Here is an 18,511-nt window from a genome sequence, read left to right on the forward strand (position 1 = left end):
CCGGCGCGGCGTGACCGGCGGGGTGCGGGCCTTTCACGCGTGCGTCCTTCGTGGCCGGGGGGAGGTGGTGCGGAGCAGGGCGTACCCGATCAGGAGCGAGACGACCAGCACCACGCCGGCGTCCACGGCGGCGGCCAGCCGGACACCGCTCAGCAGAGCCGGGGCCGCGGCCTGACCGGCGGCCCGGAGGGCGGACACCTGCGCCATGCAGATGGCGCTGAGGATCGGGGTGCCGACGGTGATGCCGATCTGCTGGGCGCTCGTCACCAGCCCGGTCGCGACCCCTTGAGCCGTGTCGGGCAGCCCGGACGTCACGGTGACGCCGTAGGAGACCACGACCGACATGTGGCCCACGGAGGCCAGGCAGATCACGGCCAAGGCCGGCCAGGCACCCTCGGTCACGGTCATCGCGGCGGTGCAGACGCCCTGCAGGGCCAGCCCCGCGACCAGCGTCCGCCCCGCGCCCAGCACCCGGATCACCGAGGAGGACACCATGCCCGTCACAGCCAGCACGACGCCCTGGCCGCCGAAGAACAGACCTGTCCACAGGGGTGACAGCGCCACGACGTCCTGCAGGTAGAGAGTCAGCAGGAAGATGAACGAGCTCATCATGGAGAAGGTGATCAGGCCGCCCAGGCTGCCGAAGGCGACCGTGGGCCTGCGCAACATCGTCAGCGAGACCAGCGGCTGCGCGGCTCGCGACTCGATGACCACGAACCCGCCCAGCAACAGCACGGCCGCCGCCATGGCCGCCACTTTCACCGCTCCCGCCGCCGACAGGGCAAAGATGAGGCAGACCAGGCCGCCGCTGACGGTGGCGGCTCCGGGCAGATCCAGCCGGGGAGAGCGGGCGCCCCGGCTCTCGCTCAGCAGTCGGGGCGCCGCCACGGCGAGGACGCTGCCCGCGACGGCCAGCAGCGCCATCGTCGAACGCCAGCCCAGCGTGTCGGTCATGGTGCCGCCGACCAGCATGCCGACGGTGAATCCGAGGGAAAGCACCGACCCGCTGGCCCCGAGCGCCCGGTTGCGCTGCGGCCCTTCGGCGAAGGTCGTCGTCAGCAGCGACATGCCGGTGGGAACGACTGCTGCGGCCCCCAGCCCCTGCAGGACCCGCCCCGCGACGAACACCCCCGGGTTCCACGCGAGGGCGGCCACCACGGAGGCCACGGTGAAGAGCAGGACGCCGCCCAGGAAGAGCCTGCGCCTGCCGTACAGGTCTGCCATGCGGCCGAACAGCAACAGGCATCCGCCCGAGGGCAGCGCGAAGGCGGTGATCGCCCATTGCAGGTCGGCCTGTTCCATCCCCAGCTCCCTGCCGAGATCGGGCAAGGCCACATTTAGAATCGTAAAATCCAAAGAAATGATGAATTGCGCGGCACACAGGATGGCAAGGATGAGTTTGGCACGCGTGGTGAACCGAGCGCCGTGCTCCCCGGAGGAGGTTCCGGCACCGGCCTCGGCGTCCCTGGACAAGGGGTCGATCGTCATGACGTCCACGCTCGGCCATCACCGATCCGCGCGGGGAGAGCGTGGTGACACCGGTGGTGGCACCACCAGCCGAAGCGGTGCGCGGTGAGGTCGGGAGAGGAACGTCGCCGGGACCTGCGGGACTTCCTGGTGAGCAGACGCGCCCGCGTCAGCCCTGCCTCCGCCGGCCTGCCGGCGGGCGGGCGCCGGCGCACGCCGGGGCTGCGCCGTGAGGAGGTCGCGGTGCTGGCCGGGGTGAGCCCGGGTTGGTACCAGTGGCTGGAGCAGGGACGCGACATCAACGTCTCCGCGCAGGTGCTGGACGCGGTGGCCCGGGTGCTGCAACTGGACGAGGTCGAACGGCGGCACCTGTACACGCTGGCCGGGCACAATCCGCCGTCTCCGGCCGGACACCCGCACGCCTACTGCGAGGGACTGCAACGACTGATCGAAGCCTGGGACCCCAAGCCGGCGACCATGCTGGACGCCTCCTGGAACCACGTGGCGTGGAACGAGTCGGCCAGGCTCGCGCTGGACCTGGCGCAGGCCGAGCGCAACTGCCTGGTGGGCTTCTTCCACGACCCGCGGTACCGACGCCGGGAGCGGGCCTGGCAGGACCTGGCGCCGACCGTGGTGGCGGCCTTCCGCGCCACGGCGGCTGAGCAGCCCCGCGACCACGACATCCACGACGTGGTCCGCGCACTGGACGCGACCAGCCCCGAGTTCGCCCGGCTGTGGGCACGACAGGACGTCCAGGCGGCAGGAATCTGGATCAACGAGGTCGACCATCCCGTCGTGGGCACGCTGACCTTCGAGAGCAGCCAGATGAGACTGCCCGCCAGACCCGACCTGACCATGGTGCTGTACAACCCGCTGCCCTGCACCGACACCGCGGACAAACTCGCCTGGCTGCGCTCCGTCACCGCGCCCGTCTGAGACCGGCGGCCGTGAAGGGAGACGGGCGCATCGGCGGACAACAAGCTCCGGATTGTCGTGCTGGGCCACGTCTGATCGATTCGCGGGCAGCAAGACGGGCTTGGAGGATCATGTGCAGTGTGGAGTCGCTGCTGATCGCTCAAGGCCGTGAGGGTGAGTCTGCTCTGAACGATGCCGCCTGTGTCGAGTCCTCCAGGGTGTTGTCCCGCTTCCGGAACGATGTCTACGCCTGCCTCAGGCCGCGGGCCGATGCGTTGTTGTGCGAGCCAGGGCCAGTGCGCTTGCCGGTGGACCTGAGCCTGGATCGACAGCGTTACCCACGCCGCGAGCGTCACCCTCGTCAAGCCCGGCCCGCATTCCCGGCCTTGCCCCGATAGCGCGCCAGGGGTTGCGATCCAGCCCCGCGACTGGCACCACCGTGCCCGACACCGCCGCCGTGGCGCTCGTCCCCGGCGCGACCGGCCGGGCCATCCGGGTGGCGGGGGACGTGCTGACCATGATGGAGTTCCACGCCGCCCTGGAACGCAGCACCGGCCGCCGACTGTGGCCGCGCCGGCGCGGCGACGCCGACGAACTGGCGGCCGAGATCAGGCGGCGGCAGGCGAAGGCCCCCACTCGGGGGAGTACGTCGCCCTCCAGTACCCCTGAGGCATGGTCGCAGGCGAGGCCAAGCTGAACCCGCTGCACCACAACCGCTCCCCGGCAGTCCGCCCGGCCCGTGTCAGCGAGTTCGCGAGCTCTGACCCGGGTCAGCCGCGCAGCAGGGCGGTGAGGTCGTCCCAGCGGGACATGAGCAGCCCGGCGACGGCGCCGAAGACGCCGACGACGGCGGCGAGCGCGAGGTCGGCAGGCTGGGGGGCCGACGCGCCGGCCAGCCCGAGCAGGGCGACCGCGAGGAGCACGAGGTTGCGCACCACGTGCTGCACCCCCATGGGCGTGGTCGAGGCGCCGAAACAGCGGCACGACACCGCGGCCCCGCGCCGGACGACGCGCACGACGGCGACCGTGAGGCAGACCAGCAACCCGGCCGCCAGCACGAACGCCGCCGTCCCCGCCCACGGCAGCGGGATCGCGGCCAGGACGACCACGAGGGCCTCCGCCACGGCGGCCGCGACGGCGACCGGCCGGGCCGCCGCGCCACGGGCGACCCTCATCGCCCTGACGGACTCGACGAACTCTCTCCAGGCCGTGCGGCTGGTCACCTTGCTCGCCAGCGCGAGCGCGAACGTGGTGAGCAGCAACAGCCGGCACGCCACGTCGACGTACTGCATGATCGCAACCTCACGAATCGGGCGATGGGGATGACGGGCCGGAGTGCGGCCGGGACCCGTCGGTCGTGGAGTCGCCGGCCCGCGCCGGGCTCGCCGAGGCCAGTGGGACGGATTCTTTCGGCTGATCCCTTACCGCCCGCATGTTGGCAGGTGATTCCCGTCCAGCGCAACACCCCGGATCGGCCGGCCGGGCCGCGCCGCCCGGAGAACCGGCGCTCTGCCTGGGCCGATGGGAGGCCGTTGAGAAACCATTGAGAAATCGTTCAGGAGGCTGACGCATGCTGCGGCCACCAGCCCACCGACCGAAAGGAAGGCTTCATGCGTGCCATGACCAAATTGGCCGATCGGCTGCTGGAGATGGTCGCCCCGCACACCGTCGCCCGGGCGACCGACTGCGACTACCAGTGTTGCAGGGCGGACTACTGGAAGTACTGCTGCTACTACCCGAACGGCACCTCGCACTGCGGCTCCTGCATCACCAACTCGAGCGCCAAGCAGTGGTGCTGAGACCGACCGGTGCCCGGCCGCCGTCCGGCGGCCGGGCGCCTCGTTCGTGCCCCTCTCCGGGAGTTGGACAGTGTCCTACGCAATCGCCGTGCCGGCTCTCGCCGGCGTTCTGTTCCTGATGAACCTGGTGCTGGCGCTCGCGGTGCTGCGGCGCCTGCGCAGGCACACCGCCCGCATCGACCACCTGTACGAGGTCGTCGCCGGCACCCCCGACCTCGACGGCCCCGCCACGGGCGACCTGGTCGGCGACTTCTCCGCGACGGACCTGGACGCGGCCCCCGTGACGCGGGACTCGCTGCCGGAGGGCGGCGTGGTGGCCTTCCTGTCGCCCGACTGCGAGGGCTGCCGGGCGGAGCTGACCGAGCTGACCGCCTGGGCGGCCGGGCAGGACCGGTCGCGGGTCCTGGCGGTCGTGGACGCCCGCGCCGGGGACCCCGCCCGGATGGTCGCGGCGCTCTCCCCTGTGGCGCGGGTGGTGGTGGAGCGCGACCACGCGCACGTCGCCGAGGCCTTCGGGGCGCGGACCGTGCCGACCGTCTTCCGCGTCGCCGCGGGCGGGACGGTCCTGTCCCGCGTCCGCAGCGTCACGCGGCTCCCCGAGACCGCCGGGAGCCGCGGGGCCGAGCGGGTGGCGAGCAACCCGTCGTGAACGTCGAACCGGAGGTGAACCCATGACCCCATTGCTGATCGTCTCGAGTCTGTTGTGCGTGTTGTGCCTGGCGGGCCTGGTGCTGATGCTGGGGTTGGCCCGGCGGCTGCAGGAGCACGGCAAGCTGCTCGACGCCCTGGACGAGGTCGTCGAGCAGCGCGGCGGGCCCGGCGGGAAGGGCCTGGCGGCCGGTGAGGTGGCCGGCGCGTTCGACGTGCGGACGGTCGACGGCGACCGCGTCGCCCGCGACCTGCTGCCCGAGGGCGCCGTGGTCGCCTTCCTGTCCTCCGACTGCGGCCGGTGCCGGACCGAGCTGCCCGAGCTGGCCTCCTGGGCGGCCCGGCAGGACCGGTCGCGGGTGCTCGTGGTCGTGGACGCCGAGCCGCTGGCCCGCACGCTCTCGCCGGTGGCCCAGGTGGTCGTCGAGCCGGACGGCGGGCCGGTGACCGGCGCGTTCCAGGTGGACTCCTTCCCCAGCTTCTTCCAGGTCGCCGCGGGAGGCGGTGTCCTGGCGCGCATCCGCGGCGTCGCCCAGCTGCCGGCCGGCTCGGCGGCATGACGGACGGGCCGGGCCCGCGCGTCCTGGCCGCCTGCGCGGTGCGGGGCGTCGGGCTGGTGTGGCGGGCCGCGCCGCTGTACGTCCTGGGGTACGTCACGGTCACGCTGGTGAGCGGCGTCACCCCGGTCGTGCTCGCGTGGCTGACCAAGGCGGTGCTCGACGGCGTCGCCACTGGGCGGGTCGCCTCGCTGCTCTGGCAGGCGGTGGCCGTCGCGGCCGTCACGACGCTGGCGGCCGGCGCCGCGCAGGCGGCCCAGTACCTGCGGGCCGAGGTCGACCGGCAGGTGTCGGTGCGGGCCAAGGCCGAGCTGTTCGCCGCGGTGTGCGGGTTCACCGGGCTGGCCAGGTTCGAGAGCCCGACCTTCCTGAACCGGCTGCGCATGGCCCAGCAGAGCGCCAGCAACCCGGGCAGGCTGGTGGACACCGCGCTCTCGACGACCAGCAGCGTGATCACCGTCGCCGGGTTCGTCGGATCGCTGGTGGTGATCAGCCCGGCCTTCACCGGGCTGGTGCTGGTGTCGGCGGTCCCGGCGCTGCTGATCGAGCTGCGGCTGGCCCGCCAGCGGGTGGACATGATGTGGCGCATCGGGCCGGCCGAGCGCCGGGAGATGTTCTACGCCCACCTGATGTCCACGACCGACGCGGCCAAGGAGATCCGGCTGTTCGACCTCGGGTCGTTCCTGCGGCTGCGCATGCTGGGCGAGGCGTGGACCGCCATCAGGGCCCGCCGGACGATGGACCGGCGCGAGTTCGGGATGCAGGCGGGCCTGGCGGGCGCGTCGGCGCTGGTCGCCGGGGCCGGCATGGTGTGGGCGATCCTGGCGGCCGGCCAGGGGCGGCTGAGCGTGGGCGACGTGGCGATGTTCGTGGCGGCCGTCGCGGGCGTGCAGGCGGCGCTGAACGTCACCGTCTCGGCCGGGACGATGGCCCACGAGCAGTTGCTGACCTTCCACCACCACGTCACGATCCTGGACTCGGGCCCGGGGCTGCCCTCGCCCGCGCGACCCGTCCCGCTGCCGGCGCTGCGCCGCGGCGTCGAGCTGCGCGACGTGTGGTTCCGCTACAGCGACGAGCACCCGTGGGTGCTGCGCGGCGTCGACCTGTTCATCCCGTACGGGCACACGGTCGCGCTGGTCGGGCGGAACGGCGCCGGCAAGAGCACGCTGGTCAAGCTGCTGTGCCGGTTCTACGACCCGACCCGCGGCTCGATCCTGTGGGACGGCGTGGACATCCGGGACGTGGCCCCCGGGACGTTGCGCGCCCGCATGGGGGCGGTGTTCCAGGACTTCGTCTCCTACGAGCTGACCGCGGCCGACAACATCGCCGTGGGCGACCTCACCGCGGAGGGCGATCGCGACCGCCTGGAGCGCGCCGCCCGCGAGGCGGGCGTCCACGACGCCCTCTCCGCCCTGCCGCACGGCTACGACACGATGCTGAGCCGCGAGTTCGCGCCGGAGCAGGACGAGGAGGAGGACGGCGTGCTGCTGTCCGGCGGGCAATGGCAGCGGCTGGCGCTGGCCAGGGCCTTCCTGCGGCGCGACGCCGACCTGATGATCCTGGACGAGCCGAGCGCCGGCCTCGACGCCGAGGCCGAGCACGAGGTCCACCGGCAGCTCGCCCGCCTGCGGGCCGGACGGACCAGCGTCGTCGTCTCCCACCGGCTCGGCGCGATCCGCGACGCCGACGACATCGTGGTGCTCGGCGACGGCGTGGTCACCGAGCTGGGCACGCACGGCGAGCTGATGGCCCTGGACGGCACGTACGCCCGGCTGTTCACCCGGCAGGCCAGCGGCTACCGGGACGACGTGGAGGTGCCCGGATGATCGTCACCGGCCTGGCCGCCGGGGTCGGGGCGATCGTGCTCGGGCTCGCCTGGCTGCGGCGCGCGTACGTGGTGGTGACCGTGGAGGGGGAGAGCATGCTGCCCACCTACCGGCCCGGGGAGCGCGTGCTGGTGCGCAGGACCGGGCCGCGACGGCTGCGCACCGGCCAGGTCGTCGTCCTGGCCCGGCTCGTGGAGGCGGCCGAGGACGGGCAGGCGCGCTGGATGATCAAGCGGCTCGCGGCCGTCCCCGGCGACCCCATTCCCCGCGCGACCGTGCCCGCCCTTCGCATCGCGCCGGGAACGCGCGTCCCGGACGGCCATCTCGTCGTGCTGGGCGACAACCCGCGGCGCTCGCTCGACTCCCGCCGCACCGGCTACCTGACCGCCGACCGGCTGCTCGGCGTGGTGCTGCGCAAGGTCGAGAGCACGGACGCCCCTCGGGTCCCGCGCGCACCATGATCGGACGAGCGCCGCTCCGGGCGCGCGTCACCGGGCCGGGCGGACGCCTTTCGCGATCTTCCTCAACTCACTCATGGCGTCGATCTCCTTGGCGTACTCGGGGCCGATGAGCACCTTGACGGCCAGGTCCTTGCGGAGCTTCCAGGTGACCGTGGGCGTGCTCGGGCCGCCGGCGGCCCCCGAGTCGCCGTCCTTGGACAGTCGCGCGGGCCTGCCGTCGAGGTCCACCGTCTCGGTGTGCGGTTCCGGCCGGAAGTCGTACAGGGCGTCCGCGGACGCCCGTTCAGGCGCCGGGCGCCAGCCTGAGGACGGCGGCCGGCAGCCCGCGCAACGCCTCGGGGACGACGACCCCGCCGGAACGGTCCACCGCGGCCGGGCCGTCACCCCAGGTGGCTCCGGCCCGCGCCCGTTCGACCAGGTCGCCGGCGAGCGTCAGCCGTCCCGCGGCCGGGTCCAGGGCGATCACGTGGAGGGCGCCGTCGGGGGCGGCGGTGTAGCGGACCGGGTCGCCGACGGGCTCGGCGTGCCGGACCCACGGCCGGGTGCCGTAGATCGCCTCGCCGTGGGCCGCCAGCCAGGCGCCCAGGTGGCGCAGCCGTTCGACCTGGGACTCCGGCAGCGAGCCGTCGGCCCGCGGCCCGATGTTGAGCAGCAGGTTGCCGTTCTTGGCGACGGTGTCGACCAGCAGGTGGACGAGCTCGTCCGGCCGGACGAGATGGCGCTCGTCCTCGGCCCGGTTGAAGCCGAACGACTGGCCGAGCCCGCGCGTGGCCTCCCACACCCACGGGGAGGTCTGCTGCTCGGAGACGTACTCGCGGGTGCGCGAGCCCAGGTGCGGCACGCCCCAGCGATCGTTCACGATGCCCTCGGGCACCCGCTCGTAGTAGTGCTCGAACAGCGCCTGCAGGCTGTGCGGCCCGGCGGCCTTGCCCGAGTCGGGCCAGTCGATGTCGTTCCACAGCACGTCGGGGGAGTGCCGGTCGATCAGCTCCATGGCCTGCTCGAAGCAGTAGCGCGCGAACGCCTCGTCGTTGCGGCGCAGCGTGAACAGGTCCGTCATCGACTGGATCGGCGGGAAGTCGGACACGTGCCAGTCCAGCGCACCGGAGTAGTACAGGCCGAACCGCAGGCCCGCCGCCCGGGCGGCGCGGTCCAGCTCGGCGATCAGGTCGCGGCGGGGGCCGCGGCGCGCGCTGCTGAAGGCCGTGGTGGCGGTGTCCCACAGGCAGAACCCGTCGTGGTGCTTGGCCGTGGGCACGACGTAGCGCGCGCCGGACCCCGCGATCAGCCGCATCCAGGCCGCCGGGTCGAACGCCTCCGCCCGCCAGGAGTCGGCCAGGTCCTCGTACGGGGTGCCGACCCCGTACTCCCGCTCGTGGAAGGCGCGGGCGGGCGAGCCGGGGATGCGGACGGTGTTGGCGTGCCATTCGGCGTACTGGTGGTGGCTGAACTCCAGCTCCACGGGCACGTGCTCGCCGGGCAGGCGGGCGGTCGCCCACGCGGGCACCGAGTACAGCCCCCAGTGGACGAAGACGCCGAACTTGGCGTCCCTGTACCAGTCGGGCACGTCCCTCGCCGGGTAGTCGGCGCCCAGGTCGGGGCCTACACGGCGGTCGAAAAACAGCACTATGGTCCTTTCAGCGGCCGGCGAGACCGGCGGTGGCGATGCCCTTGACCAGATGCTTCTGAAGGGCGAGGAGGAGCAACAGCGTCGGCAGGATGGACACGATGGAGGCGGCCATCACCAAATGCCACTGGTTGCCGTTCTGGCCGAAGAACAACTGCAGGCCGAGCGGCACGGTGCCGCGCTCGGTCACGTCGTTGATCATGATGAGCGGCCACAGGAAGCTGTTCCAGTAGTTGATGAAGGTGAACACGGCCAGCACCCCGAGCGCGGGCCTGGCCAGCGGCAGCATGATGGACAGGAAGATCCGCGGCTCGCTCGCGCTGTCGATGCGCGCCGCCTCCTGCATCTCGCGCGGCACCGAGCGGAAGAACTGCCGCAGCAGGAACGTCCCGAACGCGGTGAAGGCCCACGGGAAGATCAGCGACTGGTAGCTGTCCACCCAGCCGAACTTCTGCATGAGGATGAACATGGGCACGACCAGCACCTCCTGCGGCACCATCAGCGTGGCCAGGAACAGCAGGAAGACGCCGTCCCGGCCGCGCCAGCGCAGCGAGGCGAAGGCATAGGCGGACAGGGCGGAGGCGGCCAGCACGACCAGCGTGCCCACGCCCGCCACCAGCACGCCGTTGAGGATGTAGCGCTGGAACGGCACGTACGTGAACACGTCGCCGAAGTTCTGCCACCGGATCCGCGAGCCGACCAGCGACCCGGGATCGCTGAACGTCTCGCCCGCCGGCTTCAGCGCGGTGGCCACCGCGAAGACCAGCGGATAGAGGAAGGCCAGCGTCACCGCCGCCAGCAGCACGTGGGAGACGACGGATCTAACTCTCATAGTGCACCCACCGCCTCTGCCCGAGGAACTGCGCGGCGGTCACGAGCAGGATGATCGCGAACAGCACCCACGCGCCCGCCGCCGCCAGCCCGAGCTCGCGCGACTGGAACCCCGCCTGGTAGACGGTCATGACGAGCGTCTCCGTGGCGTTGCCCGGCCCGCCGGCCGTGAGGATGTACGGCTGCGTGAACACCTGCAACGAGTTGATCACCGTCATCGTCGTGGCGAAGAACAGCGCCGGCGAGATCAGCGGGAGCTGCACGCTGACCAGCTTGCGCAGCCCCGTGGCCCCGTCGAGCGAGGCCGCCTCCAGGACCGACGGCGACATCTCGTTGATCGCCGCGGAGAAGACGATCAGGTTGTACCCGAACCCCTGCCAGACGCTCATGGCCACCACCGACACCAGCGCGGTGCGCCCGTCGGCCAGCAGGTTCGGCTCGGTGCCGACCATCTGGAACAGCAGCTTCCAGATGACCGCGTTGGCCACCATCGGCGTGATCGCCGGGATGAAGAACAGCACCCGCCACAGGTTCTGCCACCGCGACCTGCTGATCCAGAACGCCAGCGCCAGCGCCAGGACGATGTTGAGCGGCACGTACAGGCCGGTGAAGACGAACGTGTTGCGCAGCGCGGACAGGAAGGCCGGGTCCTCGCCGAACAGGTAGCGGAAGTTCTCCAGGCCGATGAAGCTGCTCCCGCCCAGCATCGGCCAGTCGAAGAAGCTCATCACCACGGCCATGCCGACCGGGAACAGGGTGAACAACCCGAGGCCGAGCACGCTGGGCGTGGCGAACCCCAGCGCGCTCCACTGCTCTCGTGACCTCACTGCCCGCGCGCCCCCTGCTGCTGGATGGTGGCGAGCGCCTCCTTGGCGCCGCTCGCGCCGGTGTAGACCTGGAGCAGGTGCTGGGCCATGAGCTTGGTGACGTCGTCCCAGTTCTTGGTGGTGAACAGCGGCACGCCGCCGGCCACCGCCTCCTTGACCGCCGACACCGCCGCCCGCACGTCGTCGGCCTTGTCCTGGTTCTTACCGACCAGGAAGTTCTCGTACGCCGACTGCTCGGAGGTCATCGCGGGGAAGCCGCGCCCCTCGCCCGCCAGGTACGCCTGCGCCTGCTTGCCGCTGAGCACGGAGACCGCCTTGACCGCCTGCTCCTTGTACGGGCAGCCCTTGGCCACCCCGAACCCGGAGTTGGCCACGTACGTCTTCGCACCCCCGGACCCGGCGGGAAGCTGCGCGATGCCCACCCGGAACTTGGCGCTCTTGATCGTGGACCCGATGTTCCAGGAGCCGTCGACCGCCATCATGGCGTTGCCGTTGACGAACTGCGTCTCGCCCCAGCCCAGCTCCGCCGACCCGGCCGGCACGCTGGCCGCCTTGTTCCCGGCCAGGCCCGCGTACCAGGTGGTGGCCGCGACCATGGGCTCGCTGTCGAGCTGCAGCTTCACGTCGTCGGTGACCGGCTTGGCGCCGTTGTAGGACAGCAGCATCGACAGCAGGTGCAGGTCGGAGAAGGACATGCCGAACCCGTACTTGCCGCCGGTGGTCAGCTTCCTGGCGGCCTGCTCGAAGTCGGCGGTGGTCCAGCCGGGCTTGGGCTCGGCCAGGCCGGCCTTGGCGAAGGCGTCCTTGTTGTAGTAGAGGAGCATCGGGCCCAGGTCGTAGGGGAGGGCCAGTTGCCGGCCGTTCATCTTCAGCGCGTCCAGCGCCGCGGGGGCGAAGCCTTCGGGAGCGGTGAGAGGTTCGAGGAGATCGGCGTAGGCGCCCAGGCGCAGGCTCTGCATGGAGACCAGGCACGGCTGCTCGCCCGCGGCGAACTCGGTCTGCAGCTTGGTGAAGTAGGCGTTGAAGGGCGCGGTCCGCAGGTTGATCCTGATCTTCGGGTCCTGCTGGGTGACCATCTTGGCCAGGTGGTCGAGCTGGGCCTTCTCCTCCTCGCTGCCCGCCCACATCTCCCAGTCGAGGGTGACCGTACCGTCGTCCTGTTTGGCGCCGCCCGCCGTGCCCGCCCCGCCGCCGCCGCCGCACGCGGTGACGCCGGCGAGGAGTACGAGCCCCGCGGCCAGGAGTGCCTTCATGGGGGGACCTCCGTCAAGGTATATTTTTCGGGGTCGAATTTATTATTGATGCGGAACCCTAGGCTTGTTCCGGAACACACGTCAAGAGGGAGGCCGCGGATGCGCGAGGACCTGGCCAGGACGGAGATCCTGACGACGCTCGGGTCCGGGCCGCTCAACCGCACCCAGCTCGCCCTCAGGCTGGGGCTGGGCGCGGCGACCGTGACCGAGCACAGCCGGCGCCTCATCGAGCTCGGCTACGTACGCGAGCTGGCGCCGCAGGCGGCCGGGCGTGGTCGCCCGAAAGTGCCCCTTGAGCTGGTGCCGGACGCCGCCTACACGCTCGGCCTGCGGGTGCACCACACGCACGTGGTCGGCGTGCTCATGCGGCTCAACGGCAGCGAGGCGCGCCGCTTCACGGTGCCCTTCGACCCCCGCGCCGACCCCGTCGGGCAGCTCGCCGCCGTGTGCGCCCGCGAGCTGGCCGAACCCGCCGCCGGCGGCCGGGTGCGCGGCATCGGCCTGGCCGTCCCCGGCGTGATCGACCAGGCCAGGGGGATCGTGCGCATCTCGCCGCACCTGGGCTGGTCGGACCTGCCGCTGCGGCCCCTGCTGGCCGAACGCCTGCCGGTCCCCGTCCTCATCGACAACGACACCCGCGCCAGCACCAGCGCCGAGCTGCTGTTCGGCGCCGGGTGCGACCACGACGACTTCCTGGTGCTGGCCGTCGGCGGCGGCATCGGCATGGGCATCGTGCTCGGGCGGCGCATCCATCGCGGGCCCGACGGCGTCGCGGGCGAGTTCGGGCACGTGCCGATCGACCCGCAGGGGCCGCCCTGCGTGTGCGGGCGGCGCGGCTGCCTGGAGTCCTACGCGGCCGACTACGCGCTGGCCGCCCGCGTGTACGAGCGCGGGCTGACGCCGGCGCCGGTGCCGGTGGCCGAGCTGCCCCGGCTGGCCGCCGAGGACGTGCCGGGCGTGCGCGACCTGATGGCCGAGGCGGGGGCGGCGCTCGGGAGGGCGGCCGCGGGCGTGGTGAACGTCCTGGCCGTACGGGCGCTGGCGGTGATCGGCGAGAGCCACGTGCTGTGGCCGTATCTGGAGCCCGGGTTCAGGCCGGCGGTGGAGAGCGGCGTGCTGTCGGGAGTGGAGATCATGGTCCGCCCCTGGGACGACAGCGGCCACGCCCGCGGCGCCGCCACCCTGGCCCTGTCGGCCACGGTCGCCGCCCGCTGACCGGCGGCTCCTCGCTCAGTCCGCCAGGGGGCGCGGCACCAGGGACGCGTACCGTCAGCTCGCCGGGGTGTCATGGGAGGACCGTTCCGGGCGGAAGTCGGCGAGCGTCTCGTCCCTCCTCCCGCTGACGATCTCCGACGCGAGCAGCCGGCCGATCATCGGCCCGAGCGTGATGCCGCTGTGGGAGACGGCCTCGTAGTAGCCCGGCACGGACGGCACCGCTCCCACCGAGGGGTATCCGTCGCCCGGGATGGGCCGGTCGACCACCCGTGTCCCGACGATGCGGGAGTCCTCGAACCCGCGAACGACGTGCCGCGCCGACTCGTGGAGCAGCCGTTCGAGCGCCGCCGGATCTTCGCCGGTGTCGATGAGCGCGTCGACCTCGCGGCTGTGGAGGACCACCGAAGCGCCTCCGTCAGGACGGATCGCGACGCGCGGCGCGTGCATGGCCCGGCGGATCGGCGCCTGGGCACACTCGATCCGGGTGACGAGGCCGGGCTCCCGGCGCATCGGCAGGTGCCGCGCGACGAGCCCGGCGACGTGGGCGGCGCCGGGCCCCGCGGCGTTCACGACGACGTCGACGTCGAGACGGCTGCCGTCGGACAGGGCGACGGTCCGCACGCTGCCGTCGGCGCCGGTGCCGATGTCATGGACCGTGGTGCCGAACCGGTGCTCGGCGCCGGCCGCGACGGCCTGGCCGACCAGGCGGCCGACGAGATGGCGTCCGTGCACCCAGGCTTCGTCGGGGAAGAACACGACCGGAACCTCGTCGGACACCGTGAGCGCGGGTTCGAGGTGGCGGCGTACCTCGGCTCCCGTGCGTACCTCGGCCCGGTAGCCCCAGCCGGCCAGCAGCCCGGCCGTTTCCAGGAGGCTCGCCTCCGTCGCGGGGTCGTCCGCCCAGCGCAGGTGGCCGCCGGGGTGCCACCATGGGTCCGGCCCGATGATCCCGGCAAGCTCGCGGTACGCCGCCATGCCCGCGACGTTCAGCTCGAAGTAGGACCTGCTCGCGGTCTTGGCGCTGGCGTTGACCCACGAGAACGACCAGTCGGTGACCCCTTCACCCGGCCGGCCCGCGTCGACGAAGACCACCTTGACGCCGTGCCGCGCCACATTCCAGCCCACGCAGGCTCCGAGAACGCCCACCCCGATGACAGCAACACATCCAGGCCGCTCCACGACCCGATTCTCGCACGGACAGGCAGTCGGCCTTCTCGACCCGGCGGCCCTGGGCAGGCATCAGGCTCTGACGGCGCGCCCGGGCAGGGCGGTCGGCTGCAGCTGCTCGTCGCGGACCACGAACTGGCCGCCGACGAGGACGTGAACGAAACCGGAGGAATGCCGGACCGTCTCGGTGTAGTCGGCATGGTCGCTGACGGTCCCGGGGTCGAAAACGGTCAGGTCGGCGTCGCAGCCCGGCTGAACGCGACCTTTGCGCCGCATCGCCGGGACGCCTGAGCCCACGACGTCGGCGGGGACGAGTGTGCACCGGCGCACAGCCTCAGGCAGCGACAGGACGCCGTCCTCCCGGACGAGCCTGCGTAGCGTCCGGCCATAGGTGCCGGCGGTACGGGGGTGGGTGACGGCGTCGGGACGGAGCGGCCATGAGAGCGGGTCAGGCGCTCCGGAGCGCCACAGGAGGGGGACGGCGTCGGTGGCGACGGCGGCGTCGGTGAAGGTGACGGCCCGCCGGATGTAGTCGAACTGGGCGGGGTCGTCCTCGTCGAGCAGGTGGACGAAGGCGGCCGAGCCGGGTGCGCTCTCGCGGACCCGGCGCAGGGCGTCGGCGTCGGGGATACGGCCATGGGCGCCGAGCAGGCCGATGGAGTGCGGGGTCAGTCCGCGCCGGTGGAGGAGTTCCGGGGCGAGGAAGGCCGCGCCGACGCCGGTCATGCCCGCGCCGTAGGGGTAGGCCTCGGTGGTGACGCGCGAGCCTTCGGCGCGGACCTTCTCCACCAGTCCGAGCACGCGGTCGACATGGCGTATGGAGGTGCTGTTGACGTGGCAGTAGTGCATGTGCGCGCCGGTCTCGGCGGCGGCGCGGACGATCTCTTCAGCGCCGTCGACGGGAGTGGTGGGGTCCATCTCGGCAAGTTCGCGGGCGTGGGTGTACGTGGGCAGCCCGGCGCGGGCGGCGAGGGCGGCTACGGCGAGGTACTCGGAGGGGTCGATGCGAGGCGCGTAGCCGACGAGGATTCCGATGCCGAGCGCGCCGTCGCCGAGGTCACGCTCCAACATGCCGGTGATGCGGTCGACGGTCTGCCGCGGGGCCGCACGCTGCCATTCCTCGCGACCGATGTTGGCGAGGAAGTCGGTCGTCAGGTCGCCGTCGGTGCCGAGGCCGAGGAGGACGGCCATGCGGGCCACGGCCCAGGAGGTGGCGAAGCCGTAGTTGAGCGGCCTGCCCTCGGTCTCGGCTCTGCGGTAGGCGGCGGCGACCGGGTAGGCGCCGGCTTCGAGTTCCAGGACGGTGGTGACGCCGTCGAGTGCCTGCAGGCGGTGGCCGGCGACGTCCGTGCTGTGGCTGTGCAGGTCGATGAAGCCCGGGCTGACGACCAGGCCGGTCGCGTCGACACTGGTGACGCCGTCGAGCGGCTGGTCGGAGACGGCCTGGATGACCCCGCCGTCGACGCCGACGTCGCGCACGGCATCCAGACCGGTCTCGGGGTCGATGACCCGGCCGCGGGCCAGGACCAGATCGTATGTCGTCACGCGAGCTCCTTCGTAGCGAGGCTGAACTGCTCAGGGCGCTGGGGCACGATCAACGCGATCAGCGCGCCGAGGACGGTGGTGGCGATGAGCAGGCCGAAAGCGGCGGTGTAGGAGAACTTGTCGACCAGGAAACCCATGAGGACGGGGGCGAGGACGCCGGCGATCTGACCGCCGACGTTGACGATGCCCATGCCGGAGCCGATGACGGCGGGCGGCAGGGCGCGCACGGGCATGCCGAGGATGCCCATCGAGGAAAGGCCCGCCACCCCCATGGCGAGGGTCTGGTAGATGGTGAACCCGACAGCGGAGTCGGCCATCAGCATGAGCACCAGGAGCACGGCGGTGACCAGCAGCAGGGGGATGACGTAGAGCCGGGCTCTGTCATGGAAGAAGCGGTCGAACAGCCAGCCGCCGAGGAAGACGGTCGCGCACATGACCAGGCCGGGGATGGCGGACATGACGCCGGTGTTGATGAGGGAGATTCCGCGCTCCTCCAGCAGGTAACTCGGCACCCATGTGATCAGGCCGTAGCCGAGCATGTTGGTGGCGCAGAAGAGGGCGGCGAACTTCCAGACCGACGCCGAGCGCATCACGGCGCCGAGGCCGAGCCCCTTGTCCTGAACGATGTCGGAGCCGTTGAGGTGGGCGGGCAGCGCCTTGGGCAGCAGCTTCCAGAGCAGCACCCCGATGACGACGCCGGCGGCGGCGGTGACCCAGAAGGTGTGGCGCCAGCCGAGGACGAGGATGAGCGGCGCGACGATGAGCGGGGCGACGCCGGCACCGAGTTGGTTGGAGGCGAGCATGGCACCGGCGGCGGTGGCGCGGACGGCGGGGGTGGTGCGTTCGGCGATGGCCTTGAAGGACGCGCCGGGGAACAGGCCCTGGCCGACGCCGAAGAGGGCACGGATGACCAGGAGAGAGGCCAGGCCCCAGGCGATGCCGGTGAGGGCGGTGAAGACCGACCAGAGCAGCAGGGAGACCATGAGCTGGCGTCGGGCGCCGAACCGGTCGGCGAGGATGCCGCCCGGTATCTGGCACAGCAGATAGACCAGGGAAAAGGCGGTGATCAGCCAGCCTTGCTCGGTTTTGGTGAGTGCGAAGTCCTCGCCGATGAACGGCAATGCGACGGCCATCATCACCCGATCGACGTAGTCGATCACCCAGACACCCATGAGCAGCCCTACGGTGACGGTCGCCGTCCTGCGTATCTGCGCAGGGGCCAGGGGGCGAGTGTCTTCGGCGAGTCCCATTCACAGACCTCCGGAGCTTTCACGTCAGTGTTCCAGCAACCCTCCATCACGTGACCCGGGAGTGCTTCGTGCAGGGACATGAAGTCGGAGCCGCCGGCGGTGCAATTGCACCAAGCTCGGTCCGCCGACGTTGGCGATCTGGCTCGGGATTCGTTCCCCAACAGGTGTTCCGGAAATGGGCTACGACGGCGCCTCCGTGGTCGGCGGGAGGTGGGGCGAGACGTCCGTCGGCGTCTTCGACACGGCCACGGGCGCGAAGACCTTCAGCTACGCGAACCCCGACGTGCGGCTGGTCGACAAGACCCTCGTCCACACCGGCAAGGACCGTCTTCGGCGTGGTGAAGGACACCTCCGACCGGCTTTATCTGTGGAGAGTACCCGACGTCGCCCTCGCGATGTCGGAGCTCACCCTGACGGCCCGTCGTCGGCAACCGTGCTCGAACCGCTCACGCTGACGGGCCGGCTCGCGCTCTCCGACGGCTCGGCGCCGGGGGCGCAACCGCTGGTGGTGACCCGCCGGCTGCCGGACGGCACCCGCAAGACCCTCCCCGCGACGACGACCACCGCCGACGGCACCTTCACCATCACCGACACCTGGCCGCTCGGCGGGACGGGCACGTACGAGGTGAGCTGGCCGGGCAGCGCTCTCTACGGGCAGGCCACCGCCACGCTCGGCATCACGGTGGCCAAGGCGCAGGCGGAGCTCACGCTCTCCGGCCCCAAGAAGGCCCCCGCCGGCAAGGAGCTCCAGTTCAGCGGCGCGCTGACCTCAGCAAGCCGGCTCCCGTCGTCTGTGCTGATCGAGGTCTTCCGCACCGTCACCGACCGCGACGGCACCGAGACTGTCCAGCTGCCGTCGATCCAGGCGTACGGCGAGCTGACGTTCGGCTTCACCGACACCCCACAGGCGGGCGGTGAATACACCTACACGGTCAAGTGGAGCGGCGGCCCGGCGCACTTGCCCGCGGAGGACAGCCACGTCGTCGTGGTCGGAGGCGCGTCCGACTGACGTCTCCCCGGCCCGGGGGGGGGGGGGGGGGGGGCCGGCCGCCCCCCCCCCCCCCCCCCCCCCCCCCCCCCCCCCCCCCCCCCGCCCCGGGGGGGCAACCCCCCCCCCCCCCCC

The 18,511-nt window shown here is 72.0% G+C and carries 19 protein-coding genes; 9 read left to right on the forward strand and 10 right to left on the reverse strand.

Annotation, left to right across the window (positions count from 1 at the left end):
* Positions 1–33: 33 nt before the first annotated feature.
* On the reverse strand, positions 34–1,488 hold the full coding sequence (locus tag ACFYUV_RS10765) for an MFS transporter (RefSeq protein ID WP_387667404.1): 1,455 nt from the start codon (positions 1,486–1,488) through the stop codon (positions 34–36).
* Between the two features lie 129 nt (positions 1,489–1,617).
* Between ACFYUV_RS10765 and ACFYUV_RS10770 the strand changes: the two genes are divergently transcribed.
* Both ACFYUV_RS10770 and ACFYUV_RS10775 read left to right on the forward strand, forming a co-directional pair.
* Positions 1,618–2,403, forward strand: a complete 786-nt coding sequence (locus ACFYUV_RS10770) for a helix-turn-helix transcriptional regulator (RefSeq protein ID WP_387667406.1) — start codon at positions 1,618–1,620, stop codon at positions 2,401–2,403.
* Between the two features lie 418 nt (positions 2,404–2,821).
* Complete coding sequence (locus ACFYUV_RS10775) at positions 2,822–3,079, forward strand: hypothetical protein (RefSeq protein ID WP_387667409.1); 258 nt, start codon at positions 2,822–2,824, stop codon at positions 3,077–3,079.
* 73 nt (positions 3,080–3,152) lie between these two features.
* On the opposite strand, the gene ACFYUV_RS10780 is transcribed toward ACFYUV_RS10775, so the two are convergent.
* Positions 3,153–3,674, reverse strand: a complete 522-nt coding sequence (locus ACFYUV_RS10780) for a MauE/DoxX family redox-associated membrane protein (RefSeq protein WP_387667411.1) — start codon at positions 3,672–3,674, stop codon at positions 3,153–3,155.
* A 318-nt stretch (positions 3,675–3,992) separates the two neighbouring features.
* On the opposite strand from ACFYUV_RS10780, the gene ACFYUV_RS10785 reads away from it, so the two are divergent.
* From ACFYUV_RS10785 to ACFYUV_RS10805, 5 genes are all read left to right on the forward strand, one after another.
* Complete coding sequence (locus ACFYUV_RS10785; RefSeq protein ID WP_358296152.1) at positions 3,993–4,181, forward strand: hypothetical protein; 189 nt, start codon at positions 3,993–3,995, stop codon at positions 4,179–4,181.
* 70 nt (positions 4,182–4,251) lie between these two features.
* Positions 4,252–4,830 (forward strand): TlpA family protein disulfide reductase, encoded by a 579-nt coding sequence (locus ACFYUV_RS10790; protein ID WP_387667414.1) that lies wholly within the window; start codon positions 4,252–4,254, stop codon positions 4,828–4,830.
* Between the two features lie 22 nt (positions 4,831–4,852).
* A complete protein-coding gene (locus ACFYUV_RS10795; protein ID WP_387667416.1) occupies positions 4,853–5,389 on the forward strand; it encodes a TlpA family protein disulfide reductase in 537 nt (178 codons plus the stop codon).
* The gene (locus ACFYUV_RS10800) at positions 5,386–7,212 is read left to right on the forward strand and encodes an ABC transporter ATP-binding protein (RefSeq protein ID WP_387667418.1); all 1,827 of its coding nucleotides are present in this window, start codon (positions 5,386–5,388) and stop codon (positions 7,210–7,212) included. The genes ACFYUV_RS10795 and ACFYUV_RS10800 overlap by 4 nt, the downstream gene beginning before the upstream one ends.
* The gene (locus ACFYUV_RS10805; protein ID WP_387667420.1) at positions 7,209–7,673 is read left to right on the forward strand and encodes a S26 family signal peptidase; all 465 of its coding nucleotides are present in this window, start codon (positions 7,209–7,211) and stop codon (positions 7,671–7,673) included. Before ACFYUV_RS10800 ends, ACFYUV_RS10805 begins: the two co-directional genes overlap by 4 nt.
* Before the next feature lie 27 nt (positions 7,674–7,700).
* On the opposite strand, the gene ACFYUV_RS10810 is transcribed toward ACFYUV_RS10805, so the two are convergent.
* The 5 genes from ACFYUV_RS10810 to ACFYUV_RS10830 are packed head-to-tail and all read right to left on the reverse strand — an operon-like array spanning position 7,701 to position 12,211.
* Positions 7,701–7,901, reverse strand: coding sequence for a hypothetical protein (locus tag ACFYUV_RS10810; RefSeq protein ID WP_387667423.1), 201 nt, complete (start codon positions 7,899–7,901; stop codon positions 7,701–7,703).
* Between the two features lie 55 nt (positions 7,902–7,956).
* A complete protein-coding gene (locus ACFYUV_RS10815; RefSeq protein WP_387667426.1) occupies positions 7,957–9,300 on the reverse strand; it encodes an alpha-L-fucosidase in 1,344 nt (447 codons plus the stop codon).
* Positions 9,301–9,310: 10 nt separating this feature from the next.
* On the reverse strand, positions 9,311–10,132 hold the full coding sequence (locus tag ACFYUV_RS10820; RefSeq protein WP_387667428.1) for a carbohydrate ABC transporter permease: 822 nt from the start codon (positions 10,130–10,132) through the stop codon (positions 9,311–9,313).
* Complete coding sequence (locus ACFYUV_RS10825; RefSeq protein WP_357980176.1) at positions 10,122–10,958, reverse strand: sugar ABC transporter permease; 837 nt, start codon at positions 10,956–10,958, stop codon at positions 10,122–10,124. The genes ACFYUV_RS10820 and ACFYUV_RS10825 overlap by 11 nt, the downstream gene beginning before the upstream one ends.
* Positions 10,955–12,211 (reverse strand): ABC transporter substrate-binding protein, encoded by a 1,257-nt coding sequence (locus ACFYUV_RS10830; protein WP_387667432.1) that lies wholly within the window; start codon positions 12,209–12,211, stop codon positions 10,955–10,957. The genes ACFYUV_RS10825 and ACFYUV_RS10830 overlap by 4 nt, the downstream gene beginning before the upstream one ends.
* Positions 12,212–12,310: 99 nt before the next feature.
* Here ACFYUV_RS10830 and ACFYUV_RS10835 point away from each other — a divergent pair, with 99 nt between their 5' ends.
* Positions 12,311–13,426: an ROK family protein gene (locus ACFYUV_RS10835; RefSeq protein ID WP_387667435.1), complete on the forward strand. Its 1,116-nt coding sequence runs from the start codon at positions 12,311–12,313 to the stop codon at positions 13,424–13,426.
* 54 nt (positions 13,427–13,480) lie between these two features.
* On the opposite strand, the gene ACFYUV_RS10840 is transcribed toward ACFYUV_RS10835, so the two are convergent.
* Genes ACFYUV_RS10840 through ACFYUV_RS10850 form a run of 3 tightly spaced genes read right to left on the reverse strand, consistent with a single transcriptional unit; the run spans position 13,481 to position 17,310 of the window.
* Complete coding sequence (locus ACFYUV_RS10840) at positions 13,481–14,605, reverse strand: NAD(P)/FAD-dependent oxidoreductase (RefSeq protein ID WP_387667438.1); 1,125 nt, start codon at positions 14,603–14,605, stop codon at positions 13,481–13,483.
* A 60-nt stretch (positions 14,606–14,665) separates the two neighbouring features.
* A complete protein-coding gene (locus ACFYUV_RS10845; RefSeq protein ID WP_387667440.1) occupies positions 14,666–16,138 on the reverse strand; it encodes an amidohydrolase family protein in 1,473 nt (490 codons plus the stop codon).
* Positions 16,135–17,310: an MFS transporter gene (locus tag ACFYUV_RS10850; protein ID WP_387667441.1), complete on the reverse strand. Its 1,176-nt coding sequence runs from the start codon at positions 17,308–17,310 to the stop codon at positions 16,135–16,137. Before ACFYUV_RS10850 ends, ACFYUV_RS10845 begins: the two co-directional genes overlap by 4 nt.
* Before the next feature lie 511 nt (positions 17,311–17,821).
* On the opposite strand from ACFYUV_RS10850, the gene ACFYUV_RS10855 reads away from it, so the two are divergent.
* The gene (locus ACFYUV_RS10855) at positions 17,822–18,397 is read left to right on the forward strand and encodes a hypothetical protein (RefSeq protein ID WP_387667443.1); all 576 of its coding nucleotides are present in this window, start codon (positions 17,822–17,824) and stop codon (positions 18,395–18,397) included.
* Positions 18,398–18,511: the final 114 nt, after the last annotated feature.

This window comes from Nonomuraea sp. NPDC003560, assembly GCF_042878785.1.
GTDB lineage: Bacteria > Actinomycetota > Actinomycetes > Streptosporangiales > Streptosporangiaceae > Nonomuraea.